General features: G+C 69.8%; 11 protein-coding genes. 6 read left to right on the top strand and 5 right to left on the bottom strand.

The features are described 5' to 3' along the window. Window positions 1-8: 8 nt before the first annotated feature. From ASD23_RS04485 to ASD23_RS04465, 5 genes are all read left to right on the top strand, one after another. Window positions 9-1,682, top strand: coding sequence for a glycerol-3-phosphate dehydrogenase/oxidase (locus ASD23_RS04485; RefSeq protein ID WP_056006771.1), 1,674 nt, complete (start codon window positions 9-11; stop codon window positions 1,680-1,682). Then, on the top strand, window positions 1,679-3,208 hold the full coding sequence (locus ASD23_RS04480) for an FAD-binding oxidoreductase (protein ID WP_056006768.1): 1,530 nt from the start codon (window positions 1,679-1,681) through the stop codon (window positions 3,206-3,208). The genes ASD23_RS04485 and ASD23_RS04480 overlap by 4 nt, the downstream gene beginning before the upstream one ends. 7 nt (window positions 3,209-3,215) lie before the next feature. Continuing rightward, entirely contained in the window at window positions 3,216-3,836 is a 621-nt protein-coding gene (locus tag ASD23_RS04475; protein WP_235507623.1) for a glycerol-3-phosphate responsive antiterminator, read from the top strand. A 64-nt stretch (window positions 3,837-3,900) separates the two neighbouring features. Further along, window positions 3,901-4,206: a putative quinol monooxygenase gene (locus ASD23_RS04470; RefSeq protein WP_056006765.1), complete on the top strand. Its 306-nt coding sequence runs from the start codon at window positions 3,901-3,903 to the stop codon at window positions 4,204-4,206. Then, window positions 4,199-5,326, top strand: coding sequence for an alcohol dehydrogenase catalytic domain-containing protein (locus tag ASD23_RS04465; RefSeq protein WP_056006762.1), 1,128 nt, complete (start codon window positions 4,199-4,201; stop codon window positions 5,324-5,326). Before ASD23_RS04470 ends, ASD23_RS04465 begins: the two co-directional genes overlap by 8 nt. Before the next feature lie 65 nt (window positions 5,327-5,391). Here the strand turns inward: ASD23_RS04465 and ASD23_RS04460 are convergent, their stop codons facing one another. Beyond that, the gene (locus ASD23_RS04460; RefSeq protein WP_056006759.1) at window positions 5,392-8,238 is read right to left on the bottom strand and encodes an immune inhibitor A domain-containing protein; all 2,847 of its coding nucleotides are present in this window, start codon (window positions 8,236-8,238) and stop codon (window positions 5,392-5,394) included. 350 nt (window positions 8,239-8,588) lie between these two features. Here ASD23_RS04460 and ASD23_RS04455 point away from each other — a divergent pair, with 350 nt between their 5' ends. Beyond that, window positions 8,589-9,023: a hypothetical protein gene (locus tag ASD23_RS04455; protein WP_157377002.1), complete on the top strand. Its 435-nt coding sequence runs from the start codon at window positions 8,589-8,591 to the stop codon at window positions 9,021-9,023. 5 nt (window positions 9,024-9,028) lie between these two features. Here the strand turns inward: ASD23_RS04455 and ASD23_RS04450 are convergent, their stop codons facing one another. The 4 genes from ASD23_RS04450 to ASD23_RS04435 form a co-directional block, all read right to left on the bottom strand. Beyond that, window positions 9,029-9,715 (bottom strand): HAD hydrolase-like protein, encoded by a 687-nt coding sequence (locus ASD23_RS04450; RefSeq protein ID WP_056006753.1) that lies wholly within the window; start codon window positions 9,713-9,715, stop codon window positions 9,029-9,031. A gap of 88 nt (window positions 9,716-9,803) precedes the next feature. After that, window positions 9,804-10,499, bottom strand: a complete 696-nt coding sequence (nucS, locus tag ASD23_RS04445; protein ID WP_056006751.1) for an endonuclease NucS — start codon at window positions 10,497-10,499, stop codon at window positions 9,804-9,806. Between the two features lie 9 nt (window positions 10,500-10,508). Continuing rightward, window positions 10,509-11,825 (bottom strand): MFS transporter, encoded by a 1,317-nt coding sequence (locus ASD23_RS04440; RefSeq protein WP_056006748.1) that lies wholly within the window; start codon window positions 11,823-11,825, stop codon window positions 10,509-10,511. 184 nt (window positions 11,826-12,009) lie between these two features. Beyond that, a complete protein-coding gene (locus ASD23_RS04435; protein WP_056006745.1) occupies window positions 12,010-14,580 on the bottom strand; it encodes a collagenase in 2,571 nt (856 codons plus the stop codon). Window positions 14,581-14,971 lie beyond the last annotated feature (391 nt).

Here is a 14,971-nt window from a genome sequence, read left to right as displayed (position 1 = left end):
ACCACACGATGGTAGGACTGCCAGCCCGCAAGACCGACACCGCGCGCGAGCGCATGACCCGGGTCGAACCCCTGCAGCTCGGCCGCGCCGAGCAGGTGGCCGCCGTCGAGGGAGGCCGCTTCGACATGATCATCGTCGGCGGCGGCGTGACCGGGGCGTATGCCGCGATGGACGCCGCGCTTCGCGGGTACCGCGTGGCGCTGCTCGAGAAGGACGACTTCGCGTCGGGCACCTCGTCGAAGTCGTCGAAGATGATCCACGGCGGGTTGCGGTACATCGAGCAGGGCAACCTGCCGCTCGTACGCCACTCGCTGCTCGAACGGCAGCGGCTGCGGAAGAACGCCCGGCACCTCGTGCAGCGGCTGCCGTTCCTCTTCCCGGTGCTCTCGCACGACGGCGTCTTCGACCGACGCCTCGCCGCGGGCTTCGAGAGCCTGCTCTGGACCTACGACCTGGCCGGAGGCTGGCGCGAGGGCGTGCTGCACCAGAAGCTCTCGAAGAACGAGGTGCTCGCCCACTGCTCGACCTTCAAGGCCGAGAACCTCGACGGCGGCTTCATGTACTACGACGCGCGCGCCGACGACGCCCGCCTCACGCTCACCCTCGCCCGCACCGCGGCCCACCACGGGGCGATCATCCTGAACGGCGCGAAGGTGACCGAGGTCACCCGCAGCCGAGGCAAGGTCAGCGGTGTCGTCGCCGAGGTCGACGGTCGCGAGATCTCCGCGCTGGCCCGCGTCGTCGTCATCGCGACGGGTGCGTGGCTCCGCGACTGGAACGGCGCGGGCGCCGATGCGGATGCCCCGAACATCCGCCCGGCCAAGGGCGTGCACATCGCCGTGCCGTGGACCAAGATCCGCAACGACTGCACGGTCACGATCCCGATCCCCGGGCGCAACCGCCGTGCGACGATCACGCGCTGGGGCGACACCGCCTACCTCGGCACGACCGACGAGGACTACACGGGCGACCTCGACGACGTGAATTGCACGCGCGAGGAGATGGACTTCCTCATCTCGGGGGCGCGCACCGCGCTGAACACCGACCTCGAGGCCGCCGACGTCGTCGGCAGCATCGGCGGCTGCCGCCCGCTCGTCGCTCCGCCCGGCGGCAAGACCATCGACGTCAAGCGCAAGCACGAGATCCGCACCGACCGCGACGGCCTCGTCACCGTCGTTGGCGGCAAGCTCACGACCTCGCGCCACATGGCGCAGCAGACGATCGACGCCGCGCAGAAGGTGCTCGGCGAGCGACGCCGGTGCATCACGAAGGACGCCTACCTCCTCGGCGCCGCCGGGTACGACCCCGAGGCGGTCACCGCCTCGGGCGGGCTCGCCGCCCACCTCGGGGAGCGCTACGGCAACGAGGCGCCGTTCATCACCGACATCCTCGGAAACGACCCGTCGCTCGCCACGCCCATCGTCGAGGGGCTGCCCTACCTCGAGGCCGAGGTCGTCTACTCGGCCCGCCACGAGATGGCCCGCAGCGTCGATGACGTGCTGAGCCGCCGCACCCGCGCGCGCCTCATGGCCCGCGACGCCTCCGCCGCCGCCGCGCCGCGCGTGGGCCAGCTGCTGCAGGCCGAGCTCGGCCTCAGCGACGCCGCGGTCACCGCCCAGGTGACCGCGTACCAGACCGCCACGGCGCACGAACGCGCCATCCTGATGGGAGAGTCCGAATGATCAGCAAGGAAGCCGTCAAGCGCGGTTACAACCGCGGCAACTACGTGGTGGGTGCCCCCACCCAGCCGCACTACGCCGCGAGCATCGAGACGATCGGCTCGGAGGCGTACTTCCAGGCGGACGTCGTCGCCGTTCCCGCGGCCGTCGTCGGCGAGCTCGAAGCGGCCGCCGACCAGGTGGTCACCGACACGGCATCCGTCGTCGAGGGCACCCGCGACTGGTGGGCCGGAACGATGATCGGCGAGACCGCCGGCACGCCCGCGACGCCCGACGCCGTCATCGTCAAGGTCTCGACGACCGAGCAGGTGCAGGCCGTCATGCGGATCGCCGACGCCCACGACCTGCCCGTGACCGTCTCGGCCGGCCGCAGCAACGTGACAGGCGCCGCCCTCCCGGTGCGCGGCGGCATCGTGCTCGACGTGTGCGAGCTCAACCGCTTCGTGAGCTTCGACGAGGAGAGCCAGATCGTCGAGGTCGAGGCCGGAATGTTCGGCGACGTCTTCGAGGAGCTCATCCAGTCGGAGTACGGCATGACGATGGGCCACTGGCCCTCGTCGTACGGCATCTCGACGGTTGGCGGCTGGGTTGCCTGCCGCGGTGCAGGCCAGCTGTCGACGCGCTACGGCAAGATCGAGGACATGGTCTACGGCATGGATGTCGTGCTGGCCGACGGCTCGCTCATCACGGTGGGCGAGAGCGCCCGAGCCGCCGTCGGGCCCGACCTGCTGCAGCTCGTCATCGGCTCCGAGGGCACCCTCGGCGTCATCACGACGATCCGGTTCAAGCTGCACCGCCTCCCGTCGTACGGCCGCGCCATCGCCTACGGTTTCCCGACTTTCGCGGCGGGCCTCGAGGCGTGCCGCCAGATCATGCAGCAGGGCGCGAACCCCGCGGCGCTGCGCCTCTACGACAACCTCGAGAGCGGCGTGCAGTTCGACCTGCCCGAGCAGAACGTGCTGCTCGTCGCCGACGAGGGCACGCAGGAGCTCGTCGACGCCGGCCTCGCGATCAGCGAGCGCATCTGCGCCGAGACCGGCGTCGAGCTCGACGACGAGGCGATCTTCGAGCGCTGGCTCGACACCCGCTACCTCACGGGCAAGAGCGCCGAGGGTTTCACGCGCAGCCCCGGCTTCGTCGCCGACACCCTCGAGATGATCGGCCGCTGGCGCGACCTGCCCGCGATCTACGACGAGGTCGTCGCCGCGATCAACGCGGTGCCGGGCACGCTCGCCGGCTCCGCCCACCAGTCGCACGCCTACGTCGACGGCGCCTGCCTCTACTTCTCGCTCCGCGGCGATGTCGAGGTCGACCGGCGCGCGGAATGGTATCGGGCGGCATGGGATGCCGCGAACGCCGTGATCCTGAAGCACGACGCGACCCTCAGCCACCACCACGGCGTGGGCCTGCTGCGTGCGCCGTACATGGCGGAGTCGCTCGGCGCGGGCTTCGAGGTGCTGCGTGCCGTGAAGGCGGCGCTCGACCCGAAGAACCTGCTGAACCCCGGTAAACTGGGGCTCGACGCCTGATGCTGCCGTGAACGAGTCCGCAGATGAGGGCAGGAATGCGGTGAACGTGCTGGAATTCCCCCGCTCGCTCGACGAGCGACTGTTCCGGAATCCCGTCGTCGCCTCGCTCTACGGCACCGAGTCGGTCGAGGCGTTCCTCGCAGGGCCGTGCCAGGTCGCGATCGCCGCGAACGTGGCGCTCCCCGACCTCGAGGGCCTCGTCGCCACGCTCTCGTCTGCGGGCAAGTTCGTCTTCGTCAACATCGACAACAGCGACGGCCTCGCGCAGGATCGCGGCGGCGTCGAGTATCTCCGCAAGATCGGCGCGCAGGGGCTCATCACGACCCGCACGATGCTGATCCAGAAGGCCAACCAGCTCGGCATGGTGACCATGCAGAAGGTCTTCATCACCGACCGGTCCACGCTGCCGCGCAGCACCAACGCGGTGCGGCAGAATCGGCCGCACCTCGTGCAGCTCATGCCGTGGCCGGTCATCCCGTACATCGCACAGCAGGATCTCGCCGAACTCACGCCCTACGTCGCGGCCGGTTTCGTGCAGAGCCGCAACGACGTGATCACCGCCCTCAAGGGCGGGGCCAAGGCCGTCTCGACGAGCGACGTCGAGCTCTGGTCGATCACCCGACGCTGAGCGGATGCCCCGTCGCCGGTCTCCGGCCGGGGCCCTGCTGCTCCCCATTCGACAGGAGACCCATATGCCAGCACCCCGATTCCAGGTCATCGCCCGCTACTTCCCGCTTCCCGGCGAGACCGAGACCGTGCTCGAGCTGCTCGGCGAGCTCGCCGCGGCCAGTCGCGCCGAGCCGGCGAACCACGCCTACGACTTCTACCGCGGCGTCGCCGACCCCGACGAGATCGTCATCCTCGAGCGCTACGACGACGAGGCCGGCTTCGCCGCCCATCGCGAGTCCGAGCACTTCCAGCGCATCGGCGTGGGCCGCATCATCCCGCTGCTCGCCGACCGGGTCATCGAGCGCTACGTCGAGGCGACGGATGCGTAGCGCCGTCCTCCGCACGCAGGGCTCGGCCCGCCCCTATGCCGAGAGCCGGCCGCTCGTGATCGAGGCGCTCGACGTCACCGGTCCGCGCGCCGGCGAGGTGGGTGTGCGCATCGAGCGCGCGAGCCTCTGCCACTCCGACCTGTCGGTCGTGAACGGCTCCCGGCCCCGCCCGCTGCCGATGGCGCTCGGCCACGAGGCGGCGGGCATCGTCGAAGCGGTCGGCGAAGGGGTCGACGGCATCGCGGCCGGCGACCATGTCGTGCTCGTCTTCGTGCCGAGCTGCGGCGACTGCCGGGAGTGCCGAGCAGGCCGGCCGGCTCTGTGCTCGCGCGCCGCGGAGGTGAACGGTTCGGGTGAGCTGCTGCACGGGGCATCCGTGCTCACCGATGCCGTCGGCGGCCGGGTGCATCATCACCTCGGAGTCTCGGCCTTCGCCGAGTACGCCGTCGTCGCCGCGGAGTCGCTTGTCGTCATCGATCGGGACGTACCGTTCGAGATCGCCGCGATGTTCGGCTGCGCCGCACTCACCGGCATGGGCGCGGTGTTCAACACCGCCCAGGTGGTGCCCGGTCAATCCGTGATCGTCTTCGGCCTCGGCGCGGTGGGTCTCGCGGCGGTCATGGCGGCGGCCCAGATCGACGACGTCGCCGTCATCGCCGTCGATCCCAACACCGACAAGCACGAGCTCGCACTGCAGGCGGGCGCAAATGCGGTCGCCACTCCGGAGGCCGCCGCCGACCTCGTCGCCGACCTCACCGGCGGTGTCGGGGTCGACATCGCGATCGAGGCGGTCGGCAGCGCGCGGGTCATGGGCGCGTGCCTCGAGCTGCTCGCCCGGGGCGGCGCGCTCGTCTCTGTCGGACTGCCGCACCCCGAGCAGGAGCTCACGGTGCCGGCACTGCAGTTCGCGGGGTCGGGCAAGCGCCTGCTCGGCTCCTACATGGGCGACGCGGTGCCCGCACGGGACATCGCACGCTACCTCGCGCTCTGGCGTGCCGGGCGACTGCCGATGGAGTTGTTGCACACCGACACCGTTCCGCTCGCGGAGGTCAACGAGAGCCTCGACGCGCTCGCCGAGGGCCGAATCATCCGCCGGCTCTTCGTGCCGAACGCGGTCTGACACGCGGCGAGGCGCCGGCCCCCGAAGGGAGCCGACGCCTCGTCGTTTCGTGCCGGTGAGTCCGATCAGCCCGCCGTGGGTGGAGTGATCGAGATGAGGGCGGACTGGTTGCCCTTGAACGCCTTCTTCACCGTGATGACGGTGCCGTAGCCCACGCCGTCGTCGGCAGGGTTGCCGGTGCCGAAGACGCCACCGAGCGGGCTGGCCGCACCGTACAGATCGGTCAGCGGGTTGCCGTCGAAGTCGACGATCCGCGTGCTGTACGGCGCGTTTCCGACCGACGGCACGACTGCCGAACCGTCGCGGAAGCGGCGGGCCATGCGGCCGTCGGGCAGCACCTCGAGACCCGAGGTCCAGCCGAGGTCGTCGGTGAAGGTGCTCACCGGCGCGCGCGACGGAACGTCGGTGCAGTACTCGGTCGTCAGCTCCGCACCCGTGATGCACTCCGTGAAGGCGTGCGTCGGGGTGAGGCCGAAGGCCACGTCGGAGGACTGCGAACGAGACGGCAGGTTGTGCTGCAGCGTGCCGTCGGCCGCGGCGGCGTCACCGGTGCGACGCAGCGGGTCGAAGTGGCTGTCGACGAGCAGCAGGCCGCCCTTCGCGCCGTAGCTCGGCAGTGCCGTCTCGTTGGTGCGCACGTGGTTGGTGTTGCCGTAGGTCGTGTCGCGGTACCAGACCAGCGCTCCGGGAGCGTTGTACGCGACCTTCTCGACCTTCCACGCGCCGGCGCTGTACACCGAGTTGTAGCCGTACTTCAGGCCCTCATCGAACCCGTCGAAGTTGCGCCACTCGACCATGTAGTACTGCGCCTTGTGCGACGTACCGGTGTCGATGCGCCAGCCGGGGCCGGTCGTGTCGGCGAAGCTGGCGACCTCGGCGGTCCAGCCGTTGTCACCGCTCTCGACGTCGTCGGTCCAGACCTCGGTTGCTCCGCTCGTGACGGCGAAGTCGTCGGCGAACCATCCGCGCTCCTGGAAGGCGGCGTCGGTCGCGAGGCGCAGGCGAACGCCCACCGTGGTGCCCGCGTACGACGAGAGGTCGATGTACTGGCGAGCCCAGCCGTCGCTGCTGCCCGTGAGGCCGTACGTCTTGTCGCCGAAGGTGGCGAGGTTGCCGTTCGGGTCGGGGTAGTCCTCGGACGTCGTGGCCTCGGTTCCGTCTTCGTTGAAGACCTTCACGTCGGTCCAGGTGGTGCCGCCGTCGGTCGAGACCTCGACGAAGCCGAAGTCCCAGTCCTCTTCGATGACGAAGTTGTTGCTCATCCAGAACTTCGCGTCGGTCGGGACGTCGACTGTGCGCGAGATGCGGATGTCGCCCCAGTCCTGGTCGGCACCCGTGTACCACATGTTCTCGCCGCTGGCCGGCTCTGCGAGGGTGATGACCTTGTCGGGCAGGTTGATCTTCACGCCGTCTTCGGTGCCCTTGGGCGAGCGGGACGCCTGGCCGACCTTGATCGTCTCGGCGTCGTCACCGGGGTTCATCACGACCGGGTCGACCCAGCCGAGGACCCACTTGTCCCAGATGCCCATGTGGCTCGGCATCGACTGGAAGATGGGGCCGGAGTGCGAGCCGGAGCTCATGAGGTCCCAGAAGTCGATGTCGGAGTTGCCCTGGTTCGACGTGTCGTACAGGTCGGGCAGGCCGAGGTCGTGGCCGTACTCGTGCGCGAACACGCCGACGCCCGAGTCCTCGGGCTGCACGATGTAGTTCGACAGCTTGAGGTCGGTGCCCGGGATGTCCGCGCCGCCGGCGACAGCCGAGGAGTGCGCCCAGATGGCGTACGTGCCCTGCTCGCCGCCGCCGCCCGACTTGTCTTCGCCGGCGTGGACGAGCACGACGTGGTCGATCACGCCGTCGGGCTCGTTGAAGTCGCCGTCGCCGTCACGGTCGCCCTGGTCCTCGATGTCGTAGTCGCTCCACGGGAAGTCGGGCTGCGCCTCTGCGAGTGCCGCGACCGCGTCGATCGGCAGCTGACCCGCGGCCTTGGGGTTGTCGGGGTGGCCGTTCTGGTCCTGGATCTCGCCGGCCTCGTACTCGCCGGCCTCGTTCAGGAAGCAGCGGCTCGCGCCGTACCAGGCTTCGGAGTGCGGCACGGTGATCCAGGGAGTGGCCTCGCCGTGCACCGTGTAGGCGCCGCGCGACATCTCCTCGTACATGTTCTTCATCGTGTAGCCCGAGATGTCGAAGCCGGGCTTGCCGTCGGGGCCGGTGAGGTCGGTGCGCACTCGATCGGTGATGCCGTCGTCGGTGAAGAGCATCTTGTTGTAGTGCTCCGACGAGAAGTCGGGCACCCACATCGAGTTGTTGTCCTCGAGCTCGTAGTCGGCCGGGTTCGGGATGCCGTTGTGCGTCGGGCCGTTCTGGATGTCGCCCGGCTTGCATTCCTTCGAGCCGAACTCGGTCGGCACGTAGGTGCCGGTGAAGTCGTCGTTCGCGTTCTCGTTGAACTCGACGAGGATCGTGAGGAGCTTCGCTTCCTGCGTCGACTCGGCCTGCTTGAAGTTCGTCTTCTTGGGCTTCTTGTCGTGCTTGGGCTTCTTCAGCTCCTTGGGGTTCTTGCCCGTGGCCAGCGACTTCGCCTCCAGCGTGGCGAGTCCCTTCGCGGCGATCGGGTTGCCCTGCGAGTACTTGCGGTCGACGGCCTCGGCCTCGGCCAGGACCTGCGCCGACGACCTCGCGCTTGCGCCGGATGCGTCGACGAGGACTTCGCCGTCGGTGTCGAACCGCCCCTCGGCGCGAGGTGCCACGTAGTTCATGTAGTACTCGGAATCGCTGATCACCGGTGGTGAGACCGGCGATTCAGCCGCGACCGCTCCCGATGCGCCGAATGACACCAGACCGGTGGCAGCGAGCGCGAGTACCGGGATGACCGCAACCGCGCGCTTGCGCGCGCGGCCCGTGAATCCAGACATGCTTCTCCCTTCGAACGCCCCGTGGAGGTGACCGCGGGGCGCGTACGACGTTCGTCGGTGGGCGAACGTAATCGGAATACTGCACTGCACTGCCTGCCTATGGAAGAGCTGTACCTGCTTTCGAACAGCACGACGCATGTCTGTTGCGTTCGCTTCGTGATCCGCGTCGATCATGCGCGCGTGCCACCCGGATGGGGGAGATTCTTGCGATCCCTCGACGCTGAGGATCCATCAAGTTATGTATTCGCCCTGAGCGTCGGCGGCGATCGGGTGGGGGTGCCGTGCGGCATCCGCTCGGTCTACGCTGAACGGAACGGCACCGGGGGGCGCCGCGGGCGGAGGGGTGCACGATGGCCGATGGAACGAGTGCGAGCGAGCGGATGCCGCGTGCCGGGCGACGTGCGGTGCCGCCCCTGCTGCTCGCGGTCGCGGCCGGCGCGCTCCTGCTCGCCGGGTGCTCCGCCGGATCCGGCACCGGCGCCGACACGCTGCCAGCGCCCGTCGTCGTCGAGATCGCCGACATCGAGGGCGAGACCATCGAGGTGGTCGACGGCAACGTGATCGACCTGACGGGCGACGACGAGACCTACGCCGAGTGGGACGCCGAGATCGAGGACCCCTCGATCGTCGAGTTCACGCCGGGCCGTGACGACGGGAGTGCGCAGTTCAACCCCGGACTCACGGCGCTCGCCGTCGGATCGACCGCGGTGACGCTCGAGAACAGCGAGACCGGGGAGACGGTCGCGTTCACGGTCGAGGTCGTGCCGGTGGCATCGGACTACTGAGTCCCTCAGCCGAGCAGCAGGTTCCGCAGCTGGTCGGCCGAGTGCACGACCGCCATGGCGTCGGCGGCTTCGTCGGGGGAGCCGTAGCCCCACTCGACGAGGATCGTCGGCACGCCGTTGGCGAGGGCGCCGAGCGTGTCGTATCCACGATCGCCGACCATCACGGCGTTCTCGGTGTCGACGCCCGTCGCTTGGAGGCGACGCAGCGCCTCGGCGACGACGTCGGCCTTCGTGCTGCGCTGCTCGTCGTCGCTCGCGCCGGCGATCTCGGTGAAGTACTGGCTGAGACCCTGGTGGTCGAGCACCTTGCGGGCCATCGACTCGGGCTTCGACGTCGCGAGCGCGATCGGGATGCCTGCGGCGTGCAGCCGCTCGAGCACGCCGGCGACGCCGGGGAACACGGGGGAGCGCAGCACGTGGTCGGCATAGTGCTCGCGGTAGATGGTGAGTGCCTTCCAGGCCTCCGCGTCGTCGAACCCGGCGGACAGCCGCAGGCTGTCGAGCAGGGGCGGGCCGACGTATGCACGCAGTACCTCGTCGGAGGGGACGTCGAGGCCGAGCGTGGTGAACATGTGCGCGAGGGACCCGGTGATGTCGGCGGCCGAGTCGACGATCGTGCCGTCGAGGTCGAACAGCACGGCCGACCAGGTTCGCGGCGGCGCGACGGTCTCGATGGGGGTCGTGGAAGTCATCGTGACATCCTACGGCTAGCAAGCCTGAGGGATTCTCAGGAAGAGAACCTTCCCACGTCGCTCCTGGCGCGTCAACCCCTCGCGCGGATCAGAACAAGCGGGAGTGACCGTCGTCGACCCCGCGCATCGCGTCGTAGTCGAGCACGAGGCAGCGGATGCCGCGGTCCTCCGCGAGGGTGCGGGCCTGCGGCTTGATCTCCTGCGCCGCGAAGACGCCCGTCACCGGCGCGAGGTGCGGATCGCGGTTCATGAGCTCGAGGTAGCGCGTCAGCTGCTCGACGCCGTCGATGTCGCCGCGGCGCTTGAGCTCGACGGCGACCGAGGCGCCCGAGGCATCCGTCGCGAGGATGTCGACCGGGCCGATCGCCGTCATGTACTCGCGGCGCACGAGCCGGTGGCCGTCGCCGAGGAGCTCGATCTGCTCGGCGAGCAGCTTCTGCAGGTGCGCCTCCACGCCGTCCTTCTGCAGGCCCGGGTCGATGCCGAGCTCGTGGTTCGTGTCGTGCAGCACCTCGTGGATCGAGACGATCAGCTGGTCGGCGGTCTTCTGGTGGACGACCTTCCAGAGCTCGACGATGCCCGCGGCACGCTGGTCGTCGTCGGGCTCGAGCGCCGTGAGCGTGCACGGCGGGCTCATCCAGTTGAGCGGCTTGTAGCTGCCGCCGTCGGAGTGCACGAGCAGGCTGCCGTCGCCCTTCACCATCAGCAGGCGGGTGGCGAGTGGGAGATGGGCCGCGAGGCGCCCCGCATAGTCGACGGAGCAGCGGGCGATGACGAGACGCACCCGATGAGTTTATGCGTCGGATGCCGCGGCGGCGGACCCGTTCGCCGGTCCGTCGGACTCGCCGCCCGTCGCGCCGGGCATGCGCGAGCGCTCGCGCGCCGCAGGAGCCGCGAGTCCGGCCATCACCATGAGCGCGAGGATCACGAGCAGGGCGTTCAGCAGCCCGAAGTGCTCGCCCAGGAAGCCGATGAACGGCGGGCCGACGAGGAACGCGCAATAGCCGATGATCGCCACGGCGCTCACCCGGGCCGCGGCCTGTGCGCGGTCGGGAACGTCGGCCGCGGCGGACATGCCCACCGGGAAGCCCATCGACGCGCCGACGCCCCACATGATCGTGCCGATGACGATCACCCACATCTCGGTGCCGAAGATGAAGAGGCTGAGTCCCACGACGCCGGTCGCGGCGAGCACGCGGAGCGTCGCTACCCGGCCGAACCGGTCGACGAGCGGCCCGCCGAGCACGCGGGCGGTGGTCATCGACACCGCGAAGACGGTGAAGATCGCGGCGCCCACGGCGGGGTCGAGGCCATGGCCGTCGACCGCCGCGAGCGTGAGCCAGTCGTTCGCCGATCCCTCGGCGAAAGACATGCCGAGCATGATGACGCCGATGAGGAGCAGCCGCACGTCGCCCCAGACCCTGAGGCCGTCGCGGAACCGTTCCGTCCACGGGCGTGCGGATGCGGCATCCGCTCGCTCGTCGGCGGCGGACGGGTCGCCGAGTTCGCTGCGCTTGGGCACGAAGCGCACCGAGACGATCGCGCCGATCGCGATGACGGCGGCGATCGCGGACAGGTGCACCGCGACCGGCACGGCCAGGGCCGCAGCCGCGGCCGCGATGCCGGCGCCCGCGACCGTGCCGAAGGAGAAGAACGCGTGCATGAGCGGCATGAGCGTGCGGCTGATCTCGCGCTCGGCCTCCGCGCCCTCGACGTTCATCATGACGTCGACGGCGCCGTTGCCGAAGCCCGCGAAGGCCAGGCCGATCGCGATGAGCGGGATCGACGGCAGGAGCGAGCCGCCGAAGCCGATGAACACGAGCCCGAGCGAGACGGCGATGAGCGCGCCGGCCATGCCCGCTCGGGCGCCGAAGCGCGCCATGAGCGGCGGGGCGGCGATGAGGCCGAGCACCGACGCGATGGATCCGGAGAGGATGACGAGCCCGACGCCCTGGGTGCTGAGGCCCGTCTCGTCGCGCACCTCGGGAAGGCGGGCGACCCAGCTCGCGAGGCTCAGCCCCGAGAGGAAGAAGATCGCGAAGACGGCGTTGCGCCACGAGAGGAGTTCGCGGCGGGCGCGAGTGGGGTGCGTCGTGTGGCCGGGGGTCAAATGCTGCCTGTCTCTCTTCCGCGGATCGGCACGAGTCGAATCGATTCGACCTCGCCGATCCGATCACACTAATCGCACCGCCGCGTGCTCGCAACCGAAGCGCGCCTCGTCAGGCCCACGCGGGAATCGCAGCGGCCGTGCCCGCCCGGAAATCCCCGGGCGGGCACGGCCGCCGGTCATGCGATCAGTAGCTGGCCGTGACGCTCACCCCCGCGAACGCCTCGACGGCGGTCAGGCCGACGTAGTTCCACCCGGGCTGGGGCCAGGCGACCACGACGCTCTCCTCGTTGCTGCCGCGCGTCGTCGAGCGGGCGACGTGCGCGTTCGCGCCGGCCCAGTCGTAGCAGTTGTAGTAGAGGTCGGCGTCGCCGGTGCCGCCCGTCGTCGTGACGGTCACCTGGGCGGTCCCGGCGGGGATCCAGATGTAGAGGCCGTCGGTGTCGCCGCGTGCCGAGGAACGCCCCGAGCGGACGCACTCGTCGTCGAGCTGGCGGCGGTCGGAGCCGGTGCACTCGGGGAGTGCCGGGCCGCCGTCGTCGTCGACGGCGACGGGCAGGGTGACCGTGCCGGTCGCCCCGTCGTCATCGGTCACCGTCAGGGTGACCGAGTACGTGCCCGCCGCGGCGAAAGCGACCGACGGGTTCGCCTCGGTCGACTCCCGGCCGTCGCCGAACTGCCAGCGGCGCGAGGCGATCGAGCCGTCCTCGTCGGTCGACGTGTCGGTGAAGCCGACGTTCAGGCCGTCGATCGAGATCCCGAAGGACGCCACCGGCACGCGGTTGACCGGGTCGGTCCCCCCGCCGAGGTCGGCGCTGCACTCGCCCGCCGCGCATCGCTCGAGGTACGCAGCGAAGTCGGCGTCGTACCGCGTGCCGATCGTGTCCGTGATGTAGGTGCGCGCCGCGTCCCAGTCGCCGGCGCGGTACGAGCCGAGGATGGTCTGCAGTTCGGCCGGGCGCTCGTTCAGCATGAACGCCGCGGCGAGGTAACCCCAGCGGTAGACCCGTTCCTGTCCGTGGTCGTAGTTCGTGTCGAAGAGCTGGCTGAGCCGGTAGGTGCCCTGCGCGGCCGCCGCCTGCGCGGCCGTGTAGTCCTCACCCCGGTAGTGGTACGAGATGAACTCCGCGAAGCCCTCGACCCACCAGATGGTGGGCGTCTGCATGCCCTCCTCGAAGTCGCCGTACATGTTGAACCGGCCGTCGAGGTAGTGGGTGTACTCGTGGTTCAGGTTCCACACCGCGAACGCCGGACGGAGCCATTCGGCCTCGTAGGCGATGAAGCGCGCGACGTTGTCGGCCGCCGAGGGGTCGCCCTCGAGGTACATGCCGCCGTTGTTCGTGTCGATGCCGAAGATGGCGCCGGCATAGCTCTGGTAGTCGCTGCTCGAGTCGAACACGACGACCTCGATCCGCGAGTTCACGTCGTTCGGCACCGGCCCCGGGTCCTTCGCGACCGCGTGGAAGTACCGGTCCTGGGCGAGCAGGCTCGAGCAGCTCGCTGCGAGCTGGTCGGCACTGATCTCCTGGGCGCGGATCGTGATGCTCGACGAGCAGACGTGCTCGGTCGGGAGCACGGCGTCGGCGACGCGTTCGGAGAGGTTGCAGGTGCCGTAGTTGGCGCAGGCCCCACCGTCGTAGTAGTTCGCGACGGTCGCGGTCGCGATCCAGAGCGGCGCGGTCGGCGAGTCGAGCGAGGTTCGCGTCAGCAGGTCGACCACCGGGGGCTTCGCCGCAGCGCGCACCGCGTCGTCGCCGAGGAAGCGGGCGAGCTCGCGTCCCGCGTTCGACGGCAGGAAGGCGGAGCCTCCTCCGAGGAGGTCGAGGTGGGCGACCGCGAAGTCGCGCAGCGTGGTGAGCAGGCCCGGGTCGGCGGCGATGGCCGAGACGAACGCCGGCACCTGGTGGCCCCGGAACAGCACCGTGAAGGTGTTGTTCACCGCGTTCCGCATCCACCAGGATGCCTCGTACTCGGCGTCGTAGCTCGTGAGCAGTCGCTCGACCACGTCGAGGTACCGCGCGTTCAGCTCGGAGCTGTCGATGAGGATGACGGCCTCGCCGAGGATCTCGCCGTTCGCGTCGGTCACGTCCCGCGAGCGGGCGTTGCCGAAGAACGCGTCGAGCGCCCCGGCAGTCGCATTCGACAGCGTGTCGCCGTAGTCGCCGACGTTCTGAGGGTCGTAGTACTGCACGTAGTAGCCGGCCCGGAGGAAGAGCACGAGCTGTGCCGCCGAGGTGCTGTTGTCACCCGGATACGCGGCGGCGACGGTACGCAGCTCGTTCGCGATCGTCACCATCTGCGACTCCGCGAAGATCGCCTTCGCGTCGGCGCCCTTCGCCTGGAACAGCGTGTTGACGCAATCCGTGGTGCTCGCCGTCACGAGGTCGACGAGCGCCCTGCCCTGCACGGCCGCGAATGCCGCGGTCGAGCACTCCGCGGCTGCGGCGCGGGCCGTCGATCGGCTCGCCGTCCCGGCCGAGGGCCGGTCCGGCAGCTCGGCCTCATCGCCGGCCTCGGTACGGTGCACCGCCTCGTTGGCGGTGAGCGGGGCCGTCGCCTCGAGGGCGTCGGTGCCCGAGGCGTCACTGACGCCTGCGGCGTCGGCCGTGCCGCTGTCGGACGCGGGGCCGAAGCCGCTCGCCGTGGCGGCGGGTGTTGCGGCGTTCGCCGCGAGTGGGGTGCAGAGACTGAACAGGAGCGTGAGCGACAGTGCGACTGCCGCCCCCGCCCCGCCCCGTCGTCGGAATGTCGTGGTCATCGTTGACCTCCATCGGTTGTCTGCCTTGTGGTCGGAGAAACCGGCACTTCGGGTTCCCGGCCCTGTGCTGACCCCGGCGCGAGCCGGAGACGGCGCGTCATCATCGAGCGCCTCGGACAGGATGTCATGTATTACACATCACGCGCTACATATTGCATACAAAAAGTGTCCCCCGTTCTTCGATCGGACCGTTCGGTCGCGCGCCGCGCCACCGCGATGCCGGGCGCGAGTTCCCGGGGCCCTCAGGCCCTCGGCTTCGGCGTCCATGTCCCCCATTCGGCGGATCACGGTGACGTCGACGCCGGGTGCGGCTCACCGCATGGCAGGGCGGGCGGGCCGGCCTTGTCGAGCGTCGAGCCGCGGGCTAGGGTCGTGCTAATCGATTAACAAC

The sequence above is a fragment of the Agromyces sp. Root1464 genome (genome assembly GCF_001427265.1).
Lineage (GTDB): Bacteria > Actinomycetota > Actinomycetes > Actinomycetales > Microbacteriaceae > Agromyces > Agromyces fucosus.
The sequence above is the reverse complement of the archived record's forward strand: the minus strand, read 5'-3'. Positions and strand labels throughout refer to the sequence as shown.